This is a genomic window from Kaistia nematophila, from assembly GCF_026343855.1.
GTDB classification, from domain to species: Bacteria; Pseudomonadota; Alphaproteobacteria; order Rhizobiales; family Kaistiaceae; genus Kaistia; species Kaistia nematophila.
The window spans coordinates 19584-34003 of record NZ_JAPKNK010000017.1; the positions used below are offsets into that span (position 1 = coordinate 19584).

14 protein-coding genes are annotated in these 14420 nt (G+C 67.8%); 11 read left to right on the top strand and 3 right to left on the bottom strand.

The window, feature by feature from the left end:
* Positions 1 to 100 precede the first annotated feature (100 nt).
* Positions 101 to 1300 carry an MFS transporter gene (locus OSH07_RS23945; protein ID WP_266341237.1) on the bottom strand — a complete coding sequence of 400 codons (1200 nt, stop codon included), beginning with the start codon at positions 1298 to 1300 and terminating at the stop codon, positions 101 to 103.
* Positions 1301 to 1608: 308 nt separating this feature from the next.
* Between OSH07_RS23945 and OSH07_RS23950 the strand changes: the two genes are divergently transcribed.
* Positions 1609 to 2250 carry a 2-dehydro-3-deoxy-phosphogluconate aldolase gene (locus OSH07_RS23950; protein WP_266341238.1) on the top strand — a complete coding sequence of 214 codons (642 nt, stop codon included), beginning with the start codon at positions 1609 to 1611 and terminating at the stop codon, positions 2248 to 2250.
* A gap of 255 nt (positions 2251 to 2505) precedes the next feature.
* Positions 2506 to 3462 (top strand): tellurite resistance TerB family protein, encoded by a 957-nt coding sequence (locus OSH07_RS23955; RefSeq protein ID WP_266341239.1) that lies wholly within the window; start codon positions 2506 to 2508, stop codon positions 3460 to 3462.
* 78 nt (positions 3463 to 3540) lie between these two features.
* Here OSH07_RS23955 and OSH07_RS23960 read toward each other — a convergent pair whose 3' ends face one another.
* Entirely contained in the window at positions 3541 to 4725 is a 1185-nt protein-coding gene (locus OSH07_RS23960) for a pyridoxal phosphate-dependent aminotransferase (RefSeq protein WP_266341240.1), read from the bottom strand.
* Between the two features lie 135 nt (positions 4726 to 4860).
* On the opposite strand from OSH07_RS23960, the gene OSH07_RS23965 reads away from it, so the two are divergent.
* The 6 genes from OSH07_RS23965 to OSH07_RS23990 all read left to right on the top strand — a co-directional run bounded on the left by OSH07_RS23965 (position 4861) and on the right by OSH07_RS23990 (position 10021).
* On the top strand, positions 4861 to 6657 hold the full coding sequence (locus OSH07_RS23965) for an IlvD/Edd family dehydratase (RefSeq protein WP_266341241.1): 1797 nt from the start codon (positions 4861 to 4863) through the stop codon (positions 6655 to 6657).
* A gap of 365 nt (positions 6658 to 7022) precedes the next feature.
* Positions 7023 to 7316: a hypothetical protein gene (locus OSH07_RS23970; RefSeq protein ID WP_266341242.1), complete on the top strand. Its 294-nt coding sequence runs from the start codon at positions 7023 to 7025 to the stop codon at positions 7314 to 7316.
* Between the two features lie 17 nt (positions 7317 to 7333).
* Entirely contained in the window at positions 7334 to 7513 is a 180-nt protein-coding gene (locus OSH07_RS23975; RefSeq protein ID WP_266341243.1) for a hypothetical protein, read from the top strand.
* 123 nt (positions 7514 to 7636) lie between these two features.
* The gene (locus tag OSH07_RS23980) at positions 7637 to 8461 is read left to right on the top strand and encodes an isocitrate lyase/PEP mutase family protein (RefSeq protein WP_266341244.1); all 825 of its coding nucleotides are present in this window, start codon (positions 7637 to 7639) and stop codon (positions 8459 to 8461) included.
* Positions 8462 to 8465: 4 nt separating this feature from the next.
* Positions 8466 to 9173, top strand: a complete 708-nt coding sequence (locus OSH07_RS23985) for a GNAT family N-acetyltransferase (RefSeq protein WP_266341245.1) — start codon at positions 8466 to 8468, stop codon at positions 9171 to 9173.
* Positions 9174 to 9265: 92 nt separating this feature from the next.
* Entirely contained in the window at positions 9266 to 10021 is a 756-nt protein-coding gene (locus tag OSH07_RS23990; RefSeq protein ID WP_266341246.1) for an SDR family oxidoreductase, read from the top strand.
* Between the two features lie 213 nt (positions 10022 to 10234).
* On the opposite strand, the gene OSH07_RS23995 is transcribed toward OSH07_RS23990, so the two are convergent.
* A complete protein-coding gene (locus tag OSH07_RS23995; RefSeq protein ID WP_266341247.1) occupies positions 10235 to 11200 on the bottom strand; it encodes a 2-hydroxyacid dehydrogenase in 966 nt (321 codons plus the stop codon).
* Between the two features lie 232 nt (positions 11201 to 11432).
* On the opposite strand from OSH07_RS23995, the gene OSH07_RS24000 reads away from it, so the two are divergent.
* The 3 genes from OSH07_RS24000 (at position 11433) to OSH07_RS24010 (ending at position 14326) form a co-directional block, all read left to right on the top strand.
* The gene (locus tag OSH07_RS24000) at positions 11433 to 12332 is read left to right on the top strand and encodes an NAD(P)-dependent oxidoreductase (protein WP_266341248.1); all 900 of its coding nucleotides are present in this window, start codon (positions 11433 to 11435) and stop codon (positions 12330 to 12332) included.
* Positions 12333 to 12708: 376 nt separating this feature from the next.
* Positions 12709 to 13554: a cytochrome b/b6 domain-containing protein gene (locus tag OSH07_RS24005; protein WP_266341249.1), complete on the top strand. Its 846-nt coding sequence runs from the start codon at positions 12709 to 12711 to the stop codon at positions 13552 to 13554.
* Positions 13544 to 14326 (top strand): molybdopterin-binding protein, encoded by a 783-nt coding sequence (locus tag OSH07_RS24010; RefSeq protein ID WP_266341250.1) that lies wholly within the window; start codon positions 13544 to 13546, stop codon positions 14324 to 14326. The genes OSH07_RS24005 and OSH07_RS24010 overlap by 11 nt, the downstream gene beginning before the upstream one ends.
* Positions 14327 to 14420: the final 94 nt, after the last annotated feature.

The window sequence follows — 14420 nt, forward strand, 5'->3', positions numbered from 1 at the left end:
CGGTGCCCTTCATGAGTTCGGCACGCATGGGAGAGACGCAGGCGGGCTCCCTCTCCCGCGAGCGGGAGAGGGCTGGGGTGAGGGGCTTCCTTCCCCCCTTTTACGCCGTCTGCACCTGGCGGCGTGTCAGCGGCGGGAAGGCGAGGGCGATCGCCACCGCGCCGAGCCCGACGATCGACGAGCCGATGAACAGCCACGCATAGTTCTGGAAGGTGTCGTAGATCCAGCCGCCGATCCACGGCCCGAGCGCCATGCCGATGCTCGACAGCATGGTGGCGGCACCCAGCACGGCGCCGAGGCTCTTCTGGCCGAAATAGTCGTGCGCCAGCACGGCATAAAGCGGCATCACCCCGCCATAGGCGGCGCCGAAGACGAGCGCCAGCAGGTAGAACTGCTCGAGCTGGCTGACGACGCTGTAGGCGGCGATGACGACGGCCTGTGCCAGCAATCCCGCCACCAGCACCGGCTTGACGCCGATCCGGTCGGCGGCAACGCCGAGAAGCAGCCGCCCGCCAAGCCCGGCCAGCCCTTCCACGCTGTAGATGCTGACCGCCGCCATCGGCGAGATGCCGCAGACGATCGCATAGCTCACCATGTGGAAGATCGGCCCCGAATGGGCGGCGCAGCACGCGAAGAAGGTCAGCGCCAGGATCCAGAACTGCGGCGAGCGCAGCGCGTCCTGCATGGTCATGCCGCCCGTCTCGCCGGCTTCGGCAGCGGCGCCGGCCGGCGCGGTCGCGGGCGGACGCCGGATCAGCAGGGTCGTCGGCAGCAGGATCACCCAAGCCCCGATGCCGATCACCAGCATGGCGAAGCGCCAGTCATAGGCGGAGATCAGCCAGCGGGCGAAGGGCGAGATGGTCATCGGCGCCATGCCCATGCCGGCCGAGACCAGCGAGACGGCCAGGCCGCGGTGGGTGGTGAACCAGCCGGTCACGGCGGCGATCACCGGCGCGAAGAAGGCGCTGGAGGCGAGGCCGACGAGAATGCCGAAGGTGAGCTGGAAGGCGAGAAGCGACGTCGCCCGGCTCGCCAGCACCAGCGCCAGGCCGAGCAGCACCGTGCCGGCCAGCACGACGGCGCGCGGACCGAAGCGGTCGCTCAGCATGCCCCAGCCGATGCCGGCGACGCCCATGATCAGGAAATTCAGCGTCATCGCGCTCGATATGCCGGCGCGCGACCAGCCGGTGTCGACCGACAGCGGCTCCAGGAAAACGGCGAGCGAAAACATCGTGCCGACGGCGACGCAGCCCATCAGGGCGCCTGCGAAGACGACGAGCCAGCGGTTGAAATTGGTCATGCTGCGAACCCCTCCCGAAGGATTTCTGGCCGCGACCGGTTTCCGTGCGCCGCCGATGAAGCATGACGAACGAGCCGACGCCGTTTCGACAGGCGCGTGAAGAATTTTGTCGGCTCGTTCGCGGAAGAGAGCAAGACCCTCGCCCTCGCGGTTCCGCTCGATCATCATCCTGAGGTGCCCGGCAAGGCCGGGCCTCGAAGGAGGATCCAGGGTACGCTAGATTGCCTCCGCCCCCTTTTCTTCGGTGTCCGATCGGATAGGTTCCGATCGCTCTTCCGCTCCGCGAACCCATTGGCTAAAGGCATTTCATGACCCAGAACCTCTCCGCTCTCCTCCCGATCGTGAAAGCCGCGCCGGTTGTTCCGGTGCTGATCATCGAAGACGTCAAGACGGCCGTGCCGCTCGCGCGGGCGCTGGTCGCCGGCGGCCTGACGGCGCTCGAAGTGACGCTGCGCACGCCGGCGGCGCTCGATTGCATCCGCGCCATCAAGGCCGAGGTCGAGGGCGCCAATATCGGCGCCGGCACCATCCTCAATCCGAAGCAGTTCGACGAGGCCGTCGCGGCTGGTTCGAGCTTCCTCGTCAGCCCCGGGGCCAGCCCGAAGCTGATCGCGCATGCGGCGGGCTCGCCGGTGCCGCTGCTGCCGGGCGTCGCCACCGCCGGCGAGGCGATGTTCCTGCTCGAAGAGGGCTATGGCGCGGCAAAATTCTTCCCGGCCGAGCAGGCCGGCGGCGCGCCCTATCTGAAGGCGCTCGCTTCGCCGCTACCGGGCCTGATGTTCTGCCCGACCGGCGGCGTCAGCCTGAAGAACGCGCAGAGCTACCTGTCGCTGCCGAACGTCATGTGCGTCGGCGGTTCGTGGGTAGCCCCCGCCGCGGCGATCGCGGCCGGCGACTGGGCGGCGATCACCACGCTGGCGCGCGAAGCCTTCGAGCTGCGCGCGGCCTGAGCCGATTTTCCTGATCGCCCCGCCGGTTCGCGGCGGGGCGAAGTCTTCGCCGGCAAACGATCCCGGCGCCCGTCGATCCCGAACGGAACGGCCCGGTCGAGCGCCGGCATCGCCGCCTGGCGCGCCCTGTTTCGGCTGCGCCGTCGCGCCGGAATGATTTCGATCTTCCAGACGGCATCTTGCCTTGTCGCGGTAGCCGGTGCTCACTACTTCCCCAATGCGTTTCGCACGGTCTCCATCATAGGGAAAAGTGAGATGATCGACGGCAAGAGCATTCTCGACCAGCTGCTCGGAGCGGCATCCGGAGCAGGCGGCGGCCAGGGGCAGGGCGGTCTCGGTGATCTCAGCCGGATGAGCGGCTCGCTCGGCAGCGGCGGCGGCCAGCCGGCCTCGTCCGATCCGGCCGGCGGCCTCGGCGACCTGCTGGGCGGCATGCTCGGCGGTGCGGGCGGCCAGGGCCAGGGCGGCGGCGGTGCCGGCGGGCTCGGCGACCTTCTCGGCGGCATCCTGGGCGGCGGTGGCAGCGGCCAGGCCGCCTCGACTGGTGGCGCGGGCGGCGGCCTCGGCGACGTGTTCGGCAAGGTCACGGAATACGCCAAGCAGAATCCCGGCCTCTCGACGGCGGCGGCCGGCGGCCTCGCCGCCGTGCTGTTCGGCGGCAAGGGCCCGAAGCTCAAGGCAGACGCGCTGACCCTGGGCGGCCTCGCCGCCATCGGCACGCTCGCCTACAAGGCCTACCAGCAATACAAGGTCAACAATCCGGATGCGCCGGCCGCCTCGGCGCCGCCGGTCGGCACCCCGGCAGCGCTGCCGCCGGCCGATTCTGCCTTCCATCCGGCCAATGCGCCGGGCGGCGCCGACGCCGTGGCGCTCTCGATCGTCTCGGCGATGATCGCCGCCGCCAAGGCGGACGGCACCATCGACGCCGACGAGAAGCAGAAGATCCTCGGCAAGCTCAGCGAAGGCGGCCTCACCGCCGACGAGCGCGATTTCCTGAACCGCGAGATGGCCGGCCCGCTCGACATCAACAAGGTGGTGGATTCGGCGACCGGACCGGAGCACGCGATCCAGCTCTATGCGGCGTCGCTGCTGGCCATCAATCCCGACCATCCGGCCGAGCGCGGCTATCTCGACATGCTCGCCGCCCGTCTCGGCCTCGACGCCAATCTGAAGGCCTCGATCGAGCAGGCCGTCGCCGCCGCGGCGATCTGAAGCCCACGGCCAAGATAAAAAAAGGGGCGCGGAGCCGATCGGCTCTGCGCCCTTTTCGTTCCGGGACGTTTTCGCGCCTCAGGCGGCCTTGATGTTCGCCTGCAGGAATTCCTCGATGCGGGCGATCGCCTTGCGGATGTTCTCGGTCGAATTGGCGTAGGAAAGGCGGATATAGCCTTCGCCATAGATGCCGAAATCCGGGCCGCCAATGGTGGCGACGCCCGTCTGCTCCAAGAGCGCCGAGGCGAGCGGCTTCGCCTTCCAGCCTGTCGCCTTGATGTTCGGGAAGGCGTAGAAGGCGCCCTTCGGCGTGGCGCAGGTGACGCCGGAAATCCGGTTCATCTCCTCGACGACTACGGCGCGGCGGCGGTCGAACTCGGCGACCATCGCATGCACTTCGTCCTGCGGGCCCGTGAGCGCCGCGAGGCCGGCGAACTGCGCCGGCGCGTTGACGCAGGACCAGCAGTTGACCGCGAGCTTGCGCACCTTGTCGACGAGCGCGGTCGGCCAGACCGAATAGCCCATGCGCCAGCCGGTCATGGCATAGGTCTTCGACCAGCCGTCGAGCAGGATGACGCGGTCGCGGATCTCGGGATAGGAGAGCAGCGAGGTGTGCTCCAGCCCGTCATAGATCATCTGGCCGTAGATCTCGTCCGACAGGATCGCGACATTGGGCCACTTGGCGAGGCCGGCGACCAGCTTGTCGATCTCCGACTTCGGCGTGACGCCGCCGGTCGGGTTGGCGGGCGAGTTCAGGATGATCAGCCGGGTCTTCGGCGTGATCAGCGCCAGCGTCTCCTCGGCCGAGAAGGCGAAGCCGTTCTCTTCGCGGATCGGCACCGGGATCGGGGTGGCGCCGGTGAACTCGATCATCGAGCGATAGATCGGGAAGCCGGGATCCGGATAGAGGATGTCGGCGCCCGCCTCGCCGAACATCAGGATCGCCGCGAACATCGTCACCTTGCCGCCCGGGACCACCACGACATTGTCGGGCGAGACCGGCGCGCCGGTGCGCTTCTGAACGTCGGCGGCGACGGCCTCGCGCAGCGGCAGGATGCCGGTCGCCGGCGTATAGCCGTGCTCGCCGTCACGCAGCGCCTTCACCGCCGCCTCGACGATGTGTTCCGGCGTCTTGAAGTCGGGCTGGCCGATGCCGAGATTGATGATGTCGCGGCCCTGGCGGGCGAGGTCGGTGGCGCGCGCGAGAACCGCGAAGGCGTTCTCCTCGCCGATGCGCTCGAAATTGGCGACTGTCTGGAACATTTCTGGCCTCCCGGGCTATCTCTTTGCGGGGTCTGATTTTGTTGACGGCCGCGACGAGACGGCCATTGATTTCGTATGATGTTTCAGCGCATCCTCAGGGCAAAATCAAACCTGATTTTCCGGGAGCCTCTTACCATGTCGTCCACCACGCCGCGCAAGCTTCGTTCTCAAGCCTGGTTCGATAATCCGGACAATCCGGGCATGACCGCGCTCTACATGGAGCGCTATCTGAACTATGGCCTGACGCGCAAGGAACTGCAGTCCGGCAAGCCGATCATCGGCATCGCCCAGACCGGCTCCGACCTGTCGCCGTGCAACCGCCACCACCTGGTGCTGGCCGAGCGCGTGCGCGAGGGCGTGCGCGAGGCCGGCGGCCTCGTCATGGAATTCCCGGTCCATCCGATCCAGGAGACGGGCAAGCGCCCCGGCGCGGCGCTCGACCGCAACCTCGCCTATCTCGGCCTGGTGGAGCTCCTCTACGGCTACCCGCTCGACGGCGTCGTGCTGACGATCGGCTGCGACAAGACCACCCCGGCCTGCCTGATGGCCGCCGCCACCGTCAACATCCCGGCGATCGCGCTGTCGGTCGGCCCGATGCTGAACGGCTGGTACAAGGGCGAGCGCACCGGCTCCGGCACCATCGTCTGGAAGCAGCGCGAGCGCCTCGCCGCCGGCGAGATCGACTATGAAGAGTTCATGGAGATCGTGGCCTCGTCGGCGCCGTCGACCGGCTACTGCAACACCATGGGCACGGCGACGACGATGAACTCGCTCGCCGAGGCGCTCGGCATGCAGCTCCCCGGCTCTGCCGCGATCCCCGCGCCGTACCGCGAGCGCCAGCAGATCGCCTACGAGACCGGCAAGCGTGCCGTCGAGATGGTCTGGGAAGACCTGAAGCCGTCCGACATCATCACCCGTGAGGCGATCGAGAACGCCATCGTCGTCAACTCGGCGATCGGCGGCTCGACCAACGCGCCGATCCACATCAACGCCATCGCCCGCCACATCGGCGTCGACGTCTCCGTCGACGACTGGCAGACGGTCGGCCACAAGGTGCCGCTGCTCGTCAACCTGCAGCCCGCCGGCAAGTATCTCGGCGAGGACTACCAGCATGCCGGCGGCGTGCCGGCCGTCGTCAACGAGCTGATGAAGCACGGCCTCATCCATGAGAATGCGATGACCGTCAACGGCAAGACGATGGGCGACAACTGCCGCAACGCCGAGATCGAGCTGCCGGACGTCATCCGCACCTTCGAGACGGCGCTGGTGCAGGACGCCGGCTTCATCGTGCTGCGTGGCAACCTGTTCGACAGCGCCATCATGAAGACCAGCGTGATCTCGAAGGAGTTCCGCGACCGCTACCTGTCGAACCCGAACGATCCCGAGGCCTTCGAAGGCCGCGCCATCGTGTTCGAGGGTCCGGAGGACTACCACCACCGCCTGGACGACCCGGCGCTCGAGATCGACGAGAACTGCATCCTGTTCATCCGCGGCACCGGCCCGATCGGCTATCCGGGCGCGGCCGAGGTCGTGAACATGCAGCCGCCGGCAGCCCTCATCAAGCGCGGCATCCTCTCGCTGCCCTGCATCGGCGACGGCCGCCAGTCGGGCACGTCGGGTTCGCCGTCGATCCTGAACGCCTCGCCGGAAGCCGCCGCCGGCGGCGGCCTGGCGCTGCTGCAGACGGGCGACCGCGTCCGCGTCGACCTGAACAAGGGCTCGGCCAACATCCTGATCTCGGACGAGGAGCTGGCGACCCGCCGCGCCGCGCTCAACGCCGCCGGTGGCTTCCCGATCCCGCCGAGCCAGACGCCGTGGCAGGAGATCCAGCGCGCGCTGACCGACCAGCTCGCCGACGGCATGGTCCTGAAGCCCGCGGTCAAGTACCAGAAGGTCCACCAGACCTACGGCGTGCCGCGCGACAACCACTAAGCCTCATCCGGAAAGCCTCGGCTTTCCGGGTTTTCGAATATTGCATGACCGGCCCTCGTGGCCGGTCATGTCGTTTCTGGGTTCGTTTGCTGGCAGCGTCCCGCGTCCCACCCTCGCCGTCATCCCGGACGCAGCGCAGCGAAGATCCGGGATCCGTTCGGCGATGGCATCCGGTGTCCTGCACGACAAGCCTGCCGCTGCATGGATCCCTGCTTTCGCAGGGATGACGGGCCGAGGATGACGATGGCCCCGGTAGTTGGCCGGGCGGGGTCGGCGTCTCCAGGGGGCGAGGAACCGGTGAGGCGGGATTCCATCCCGGCGATACTTGTCCTAGTCTCGGCATTCCCCATCCAGCGGAGGCCCCTTTGCAGCATCTTCGTATTTCGCCGGAAGGCATCAGCTCGTTGTTCTGGATCGTGCCGGAAGACAAGCCCGCCTATGCCATCGAGCCGGACGACCTCGACCTTTCCGAGGAACTGCTCGACCGGATCGAGGTCTGGAACGACGTGTTCGACGCCCTGTTCGATTCGGACGATCCGAAGGCCTCGCAGTTTCCGACGCCGCAGGCCGAGGCGGCCTGGCGGGCCGAGGGCCGTGCCCTCGCCGACGCGATCCGCGAGGAACTCGGCGACGAATGGGAAGTCGAGGCGCGCTTCTGAGGCGCGAGGGGGAAGGGATGAGCAAGCTCAACCGGGCCTGGCACGAGGCGCATCCGATGCCGCCCAATCCGACGCTCGACCAGCGCATCGCCTGGCATCTCGACCATAGCGCCCATTGCGGCTGCCGGCCGATCCCCCGACTCATTCTCGAGGAACTGGCGCGGCGCGGCATCGAGCCGCCCGCGCCGGCGGCCTGAGGCGCGCTCCATCCTTTCCGGCTTCCGCGCCAGCGCGTTGCCGGATCGCGTTTTCCGCTCGAACCGCTCTTCACCTCGCCCGAAAACCTTCTAGGATCGCTGCGACTGAAGGTGAGGATCGACATGACATCGTTATCGGAGCGGCGCGCCGCCTTTCGCAGGCTGCATGAGGGCGGCTGCTTCGTCATCCCCAATCCGTGGGACATCGGCAGCGCGCGGCTGCTCGCCGGGCTCGATTTCAAGGCGCTGGCCACTACCTCGGGCGGCTTCGCCTTCAGCCGCGGCCTGCCGGACGGCGCCGTGTCGCGCGACGTGATGCTGGCGCATGTCGCCGAGATCGTCGAGGCGACGGAGCTGCCGGTGAACGCCGATTTCGGCAATGCCTTCGCCGACGATGCCGAGGGCGTCGCCACCAATGTCGCCCTCTGCGTCGATGCCGGCGTCGCTGGCCTCTCGGTCGAGGACATGGCGTCCGATCGTTCGCTCTATGGCTTCGATCATGCCGTCGACCGCGTGCGCGCCGCCCGCGCCGCCATCGATGCGTCACGCCGGGACGTGCTTTTGACCGCGCGCAGCGAGGCGCTCCTGGTCGGCCATCCCGGAGGGCTGGACGAGGCCTGCCGGCGCATCGCCGCCTTTGCCGAGGCCGGCGCCGACGTGCTGTTCGTGCCGGGCAAGCTCGACGCCGCCGCCACCGCCGCCGTGCTTGCCGCTGCCGGCGGCAAGCCGGTCAACGCCATCGCGCTCGATCCCGCCCAGCCGATCGCCGAGATCGCGGCGCGGGGCGTGCGCCGCGTCTCGCTCGCGACCGGCCTTGCCCGCGCCGCCTATGGCGGCTTCCTGCGGCTGGCGCGCGAGGTGGCGGCCGCCGGCACGCTGACGGAGCTCGCCCATGCCGAGCCGGGCGCCGAGCTGAACCGCATCTTCGCTCCCTTCGCCAGAGGCTGATATCGTGACATCGAACGGAACGCTGCCCGTCGGCATCGAACTCGACCCGACGCCGGGACCAAGGCCCGGCCGCGTGACGCTCGCGGGGCGTTTCGTCACCATCGTGCCGTTCGACCTCGCCGCGCATGGCCGCGACATCTACGAGGCGTCGAGCGGCCCGGAGAACGAGGGGCTCTGGCCCTATCTCTGGCAGGGTCCCTTCGCCGACTACGAGAGCTTCGCCGCCTATTACGCCGAGGCGGCGAAGAAGGACGATCCACTGCTCTTCGCCATTCTCGACCGCGCCACCGGCCGCGCCGTCGGCCATGCGGCGCTGATGCGGATCGTGCCGAACGACCGGGTCGTCGAGGTCGGCAACATCCTCTATACGCCGCCGCTGCAGCGCACGATCGGCGCCACCGAGGCGATGTATCTGCTGGCGCGCCATGTCTTCGACGATCTCGGCTATCGCCGCTACGAGTGGAAGTGCAACGACCTGAATGCGCCGTCGCGGCGCGCCGCCAGGCGCTACGGCTTCGCCTATGAGGGCACCTTCCGCCAGCACATGATCGTCAAGGGCCGCAACCGCGACACCGCCTGGTTCGCCATGCTCGATAGCGACTGGCCGCGCGTGAAGGCCGCCTTCGAGGTGTGGCTCGATCCCGCCAATTTCGACGCCGAGGGCCGGCAGAAGTCGAGCCTCGACGCGTCGCTGCCGGAGGCATCGACCTAGCCGCCTCGCCATCCGGCAGCCATCCAGTTTTCGGCCTGTGGATTGAGGAATTCCACCGGCCGCAATCCATGACATAGAACGGGAGGAATTTCATGACGGGACGTCTCAAGGGCAAGCGCGCCTTTCTCACCGCGGCCGGCGCCGGCATCGGGCACGCCACCGCGCTCGCCTTCGCGGCCGAGGGCGCCTATGTCATCGCCACGGACCTGAAGCCGGAGGGGATGGCCGACCTGAAGGCGGCCGGCGTCGCCGAGGTTCATGCGCTCGACGTGCGCTCGACGGCGGCGGTCGACGCTTTGGCCAAGCAGGTCGGCCCGGTCGACGTGCTCTTCAACTGCGCCGGCTTCGTCCATCACGGCACGGTGCTCTCCACCTCGGACGAGGACTGGGATTTCTCCTTCGACATCAACGTCAAGGCGATGCACCGCACGATCCGCGCCTTCCTGCCGGGCATGCTGGCGAAGGGCGAGGGCGCGATCATCAACATCTCGTCGGGCGCGAGCTCGGTGCGCGGCATCCCGAACCGCTATGCCTATGGCGCCTCGAAGGCGGCCGTGGTCGGCCTGACCAAGGCGGTCGCGGCCGACTATATCCGCCAGGGCATCCGCGCCAATTCGATCGCGCCGGGCACGATCCAGTCGCCGTCGCTCGACAGCCGCATCGCCGAGCAGGCGGAGAAGCAGGGCAAGACGGTGGAGGAAATCCGCCAGCAGTTCATCGACCGCCAGCCGATGGGCCGCCTCGGCACGGCCGAGGAGATCGCGTCGCTGGCGATCTACCTGGCGTCCGACGAAGCGCGCTACACGACCGGCCAAGTCTACCTCTCCGACGGTGGTTTCGCGCTGTAAGGGGGCGTGAGCGTCGTGAAGACCCTCACCCCGGCCCTCTCCCGCGCGCGGGAGAGGGGGGCGCCTGCGCGGGTTGCCGCAATGGCTCGCCGGCTATGAAAGGCGCTGCCCCAAAGCCCTTGCCCGCTCGCGGGAGAGGGTTGGGTGATGGCCTTGCCCTGAGGCGAAGCGGGAGGGGCGATCCCTCCCGCGTATTCGCGAGGCCCGAAGGCCTTACTTCTTCTTCCAGCCGGTGAACGGCGTCTCGACGACCGGGCTCAGCGGCGGCTTGCCGTCGAGCCAGGCGGTGAGATTGTCGATCACGCGCTGGCCCATGGCGTTGCGCGTATAGACCGAAGCCGAGCCGACATGCGGCAGCAGGACGACGTTCTCGAGCGCGATCAGCTCGGCCGGAACCTGCGGCTCCTTCTCGAACACGTCGAGGCCGGCGGCGAGGATCCGCTTCTCCTGCAGCGCCTTGATCAGTTCCGGCTCGTCGACGACGGTGCCGCGGCCGATATTGATCAGGACGCCGTTCGGGCCCAGTGCGTCGAGCACGGCGCGGTTGATCGCCTTCTCGGTCGAGGCGCCGCCCGGCAGCACGGAGAGCAGCGTGTCGACCTCCTTCGCCATCTCGGTCAGGTCGGCGTAATACTTGTAGGAAACGTCATCGGCCGGCCGGCGGTTGTGGTAGACGACCTTGACGTCGAAGGCCTCGAGGCGGCGGGCGATCGCCTTGCCGATGCGGCCGAGGCCGACGATGCCGACGGTGCGGTCGCGCAGCGAGCTGCTGAGCGGATAATTGCCGGAGGGCCACTTGCCGGCGCGCAGGTAGCGCTCGGACGCGGAAAGCTCGCGCACCGTCATCAGCAGCAGGCCGAGCGCCGTGTCGGCGACTTCCTCGGTCAGCACGTCCGGCGTGTTGGTGACGATGATGCCCTTGGTGCCGGCGTATTTGGCGTCGACGAGGTCGTAACCGACGCCGAAGGAGGCAATGACTTCCAGCGCCGGGAGCTTGTCGATCAGCGCCGCGTCGACAGCGCCGCCCACGGCGACGGCCTGGATGCGGGGCGCGACTTCGGCCAGAAGCGCGGCCGGATCCTTGGCGTCGTAGAGACGATGCACGGTAAACTTGGCGTCGAGCGCATCGTTGACGTTCTTTTGCATGCGGCCGGGCATGAGCAGTTCGGGCCGGGACATGGAGGCTCCTTGGGGCTGGCTGGGTGCGGTCCCCGGTTGGCGCATCGCCGGGACCGGATTCGTGTGATCGGTAACATGATTTGCGCGATCGATTCCGGCAAGTCTTCGCCGACAATCTGATCCGGCGGTGTTTCCTCGCGGGAATGGCGGTAGTTTGCCTTGTCCTGAAACCGCTTACCACTCTAATCTGCGAATGAAATCAAATGCAAACACCCAGGGAGGGGTTGCAGGCATGTCGAACCGCACCGTTGGCTTCATCGGGCTTGGATTCATGGGCGAGGGGATGGCCACCAACCTCGTCACCAAGGGCAATCCGCTGCTCGTGATGGCCAATCGCCGCCGCGAGGCGGTCGAGCGGCTGCTGGCGCTCGGCGCCAGCGAGGTGAAGACCCCGGCCGAGATGGCGCGCGGCGCCGACGTGATCTTCCTCTGCGTCACCGGCTCCCGCGATGTCGAGCAGGTGATCGAGGGCAAGGACGGCATCCTCGCCGGCGCGCGCAAGGGCCTGATCGTCGTCGACTGCTCGACCGCCGAGCCGACCTCGACGCTTCGCCTCGCCGGCCGCATGGAGGCGCAGGGCGTGACGCTGGTCGACGCGCCGCTCGGCGGCACGCCGGCGAATGCCGCCGCCGGCACGCTGCAGGCGCTGGTCGGCGCCTCCGACGAGGTGTTCGCCTCGCTGGAGCCGCTGATCGCCTGCTGGGCGGCGACGATCGTCCATGTCGGCCCGGTCGGCGCCGGCCACAAGATGAAGCTGCTCAACAACTTCCTGTCGCTCGGCTATGCCGCGCTCTATTCCGAGGCGCTGGCGCTCGGCCAGAAGGTAGGCATCACGCCCGATACGTTCCATTCGGTGATCAGCAAGGGCCGCATGCGCTGCGGCTTCTACGACACCTTCATGAACTACGTGATCGACCGCAACGAGAACGCGCACCCCTTCACCATCTCCAACGCTTACAAGGACCTGCGCTACCTGGCGCTGATGGCGGATTCGGTCGGCGCGGTGAATTCGCTCGGCGAGACGGTGAAGAACAATTTCGCCGCCATGGCCGCCGCCGGCCAGGCCGAGAAGTTCGTGCCGATGATCTCCGACTTCATCGCCGCCCAGAACGGCACCAAGCTGAAGGACTGATCGTTTCCCGCGGGCGGGACACAGGAAAGACCCTCACCCCAACCCTCCCCCGCGCGCGGGAGAGGGGCTTGGCTTCGGATGCGAGAAGGGGCGCGGGCTCTCCTTCACCTCTCCCATGGGGAGAGGTCGGAGCGAAGCTCCGGGTGAGGGGTTGCCATCTCTCGGGTGAGGCCTGAACCCCTCACCCGCCGGCCTGCGGCCGTCGACCTCTCCCCATGGGAGAGGCGAAGTCGTTGCGCCTCGGTGAAGCCGGAAACTCCTTCTCGTCCGTGAAGTGCCATCTCCCGAAACTTCGCGGGCGAAATTGGCGTAGAATGGTCGGGCCCGGAGAGAGGGCGGCCGTATCGACCGCGTGCCGGGCCGGCGGAGGCCGGCCATGTCTGCGATACCGCATGAGGATGCTCCCCGACGACGCCTGCTGATCTATCGTCACCGCCTGGTGGTGCGGGTCACGCACTGGATCAACGTGCTCTGCATCGCCGTGCTGCTGATGAGCGGCATGCAGATCTTCAACGCCCATCCGGCGCTCTATGTCGGCCAGCGCTCGCAGTTCGACCATCCCGTGCTCGCCATGGGCGCGGCGGACGACAGCGGCGCCAAGCCGGTCGGCGTCACCACCATCCTCGGCCATGATTTCACCACCACCGGCGTGCTCGGCGTATCGCGCGAGCATGGCGAACTGGTCGAGCGCGGCTTTCCGAGCTGGGCGACACTGCCGAGCTACCAGGATCTCGCCACCGGCCGGCGCTGGCACTTCTTTTTCGCCTGGCTGTTCGTCGCCAACGGCCTCGTCTATCTCGCCTGGAGCCTGACGTCGGGCCATCTGCGCGAACTGGTGCCGAGCGGCGAACAACTCCGCCATATCGGCCGCTCGATCTGGGAGCATCTTCGGCTTCGCTTCCCCAGGGGGGACGAGGCGCGCCACTACAACGTGCTGCAGAAGCTCGCCTATTTCGGCATCGTCGTCATCGTGCTGCCGCTTCTGGTGTTGGCGGGGCTCACCATGTCGCCCGGCATCGACGCGGCCTTTCCCTGGCTGGTCGAGCTATTCGGCGGGCGGCAGACGGCGCGCACGATTCATTTCATCTGCGCCACGCTGGTGATGCTCTTCGTCGTCGTCCATGTCGTGATGGTGCTGGTCTCCGGCCTCTTCAACAATCTGCGCTCGATGATCACCGGCAACTACGCGATCGATCCCGAGGAGAAGCCCGATGCGCATTGAGAGCGGCTTCGATCGTCGGGGCTTCCTCAAGCGGGCGCTGGTGCTGGGCGGCGCGCTGCTGCTCTCCGGCTGCGACCAGCTTTCCGGCTCCGAGAGCTTCCGTCGCCTGCTGTTCCGCGCCGAGACGCTGACGCGCACGGCGCAGCGCGCCCTTCTCGGTCCCGACGCGCTGGCGCATGAATATTCCGAGGCCGACATCTCGCCCGATTTCCGCGCCAATGGCAGCACCGATCCGCAGGACGCGGACTATCTGGCGCTCGCCGCCGACAATTTCCGGAACTGGAAACTGAAGCTCGGCGGCCTGGTCGAGCGGCCGATGGAATGGTCGCTCGACGAGCTGCGGGCCTTGCCCTCGCGCACCCAGATCACCCGGCACGATTGCGTCGAGGGCTGGAGCTGCATCGGCAAATGGAAGGGCGTCCCGCTGAAGGTCCTGCTCGACCAGGCCGGTGTGAAGCCCGGAGCGCGCTACATCGTCTTCTATTGCGCCGACACGCTCGACGAGACTCTGACCGGCGGCGCCAAATATTACGAGAGCCTCGGTCTCGAGGACGCGAACCACGCTCAGACCATCCTCGCCTATGAGATGAACGGCGAGACCCTGCCGGTGCCGCATGGCGCGCCGCTGCGGCTGCGGGTCGAGCGCCAGCTCGGTTACAAGATGGCGAAATACGTCATGCGCATCGAGGCGGTCGCCGATTTCGCCGATATCGACGGCGGCCAGGGCGGCTTTTGGGAAGACCGCGGCTACGAATGGTATGCGGGGATTTGAGGATTTTATTGAAGAGAGCCCTCGCCCCGGCCCTCTCCCGCGCGCGGGAGAGGGGGATCGCCTGAGTTCGCGCAGGCGACGCTCCCGATCGATG

Excerpts from the sequence above, each read along its gene's own strand:
- OSH07_RS23945 (WP_266341237.1), bottom strand. The coding sequence starts at position 1,300 with ATGACCAATTTCAACCGCTGGCTCGTCGTCTTCGCAGGCGCCCTGATG.
- OSH07_RS23950 (WP_266341238.1), top strand. The coding sequence starts at position 1,609 with ATGACCCAGAACCTCTCCGCTCTCCTCCCGATCGTGAAAGCCGCGCCG.
- OSH07_RS23955 (WP_266341239.1), top strand. The coding sequence starts at position 2,506 with ATGATCGACGGCAAGAGCATTCTCGACCAGCTGCTCGGAGCGGCATCC.
- OSH07_RS23960 (WP_266341240.1), bottom strand. The coding sequence starts at position 4,725 with ATGTTCCAGACAGTCGCCAATTTCGAGCGCATCGGCGAGGAGAACGCC.
- OSH07_RS23965 (WP_266341241.1), top strand. The coding sequence starts at position 4,861 with ATGTCGTCCACCACGCCGCGCAAGCTTCGTTCTCAAGCCTGGTTCGAT.
- OSH07_RS23975 (WP_266341243.1), top strand. The coding sequence starts at position 7,334 with ATGAGCAAGCTCAACCGGGCCTGGCACGAGGCGCATCCGATGCCGCCC.
- OSH07_RS23980 (WP_266341244.1), top strand. The coding sequence starts at position 7,637 with ATGACATCGTTATCGGAGCGGCGCGCCGCCTTTCGCAGGCTGCATGAG.
- OSH07_RS23990 (WP_266341246.1), top strand. The coding sequence starts at position 9,266 with ATGACGGGACGTCTCAAGGGCAAGCGCGCCTTTCTCACCGCGGCCGGC.
- OSH07_RS23995 (WP_266341247.1), bottom strand. The coding sequence starts at position 11,200 with ATGTCCCGGCCCGAACTGCTCATGCCCGGCCGCATGCAAAAGAACGTC.
- OSH07_RS24000 (WP_266341248.1), top strand. The coding sequence starts at position 11,433 with ATGTCGAACCGCACCGTTGGCTTCATCGGGCTTGGATTCATGGGCGAG.
- OSH07_RS24005 (WP_266341249.1), top strand. The coding sequence starts at position 12,709 with ATGTCTGCGATACCGCATGAGGATGCTCCCCGACGACGCCTGCTGATC.
- OSH07_RS24010 (WP_266341250.1), top strand. The coding sequence starts at position 13,544 with ATGCGCATTGAGAGCGGCTTCGATCGTCGGGGCTTCCTCAAGCGGGCG.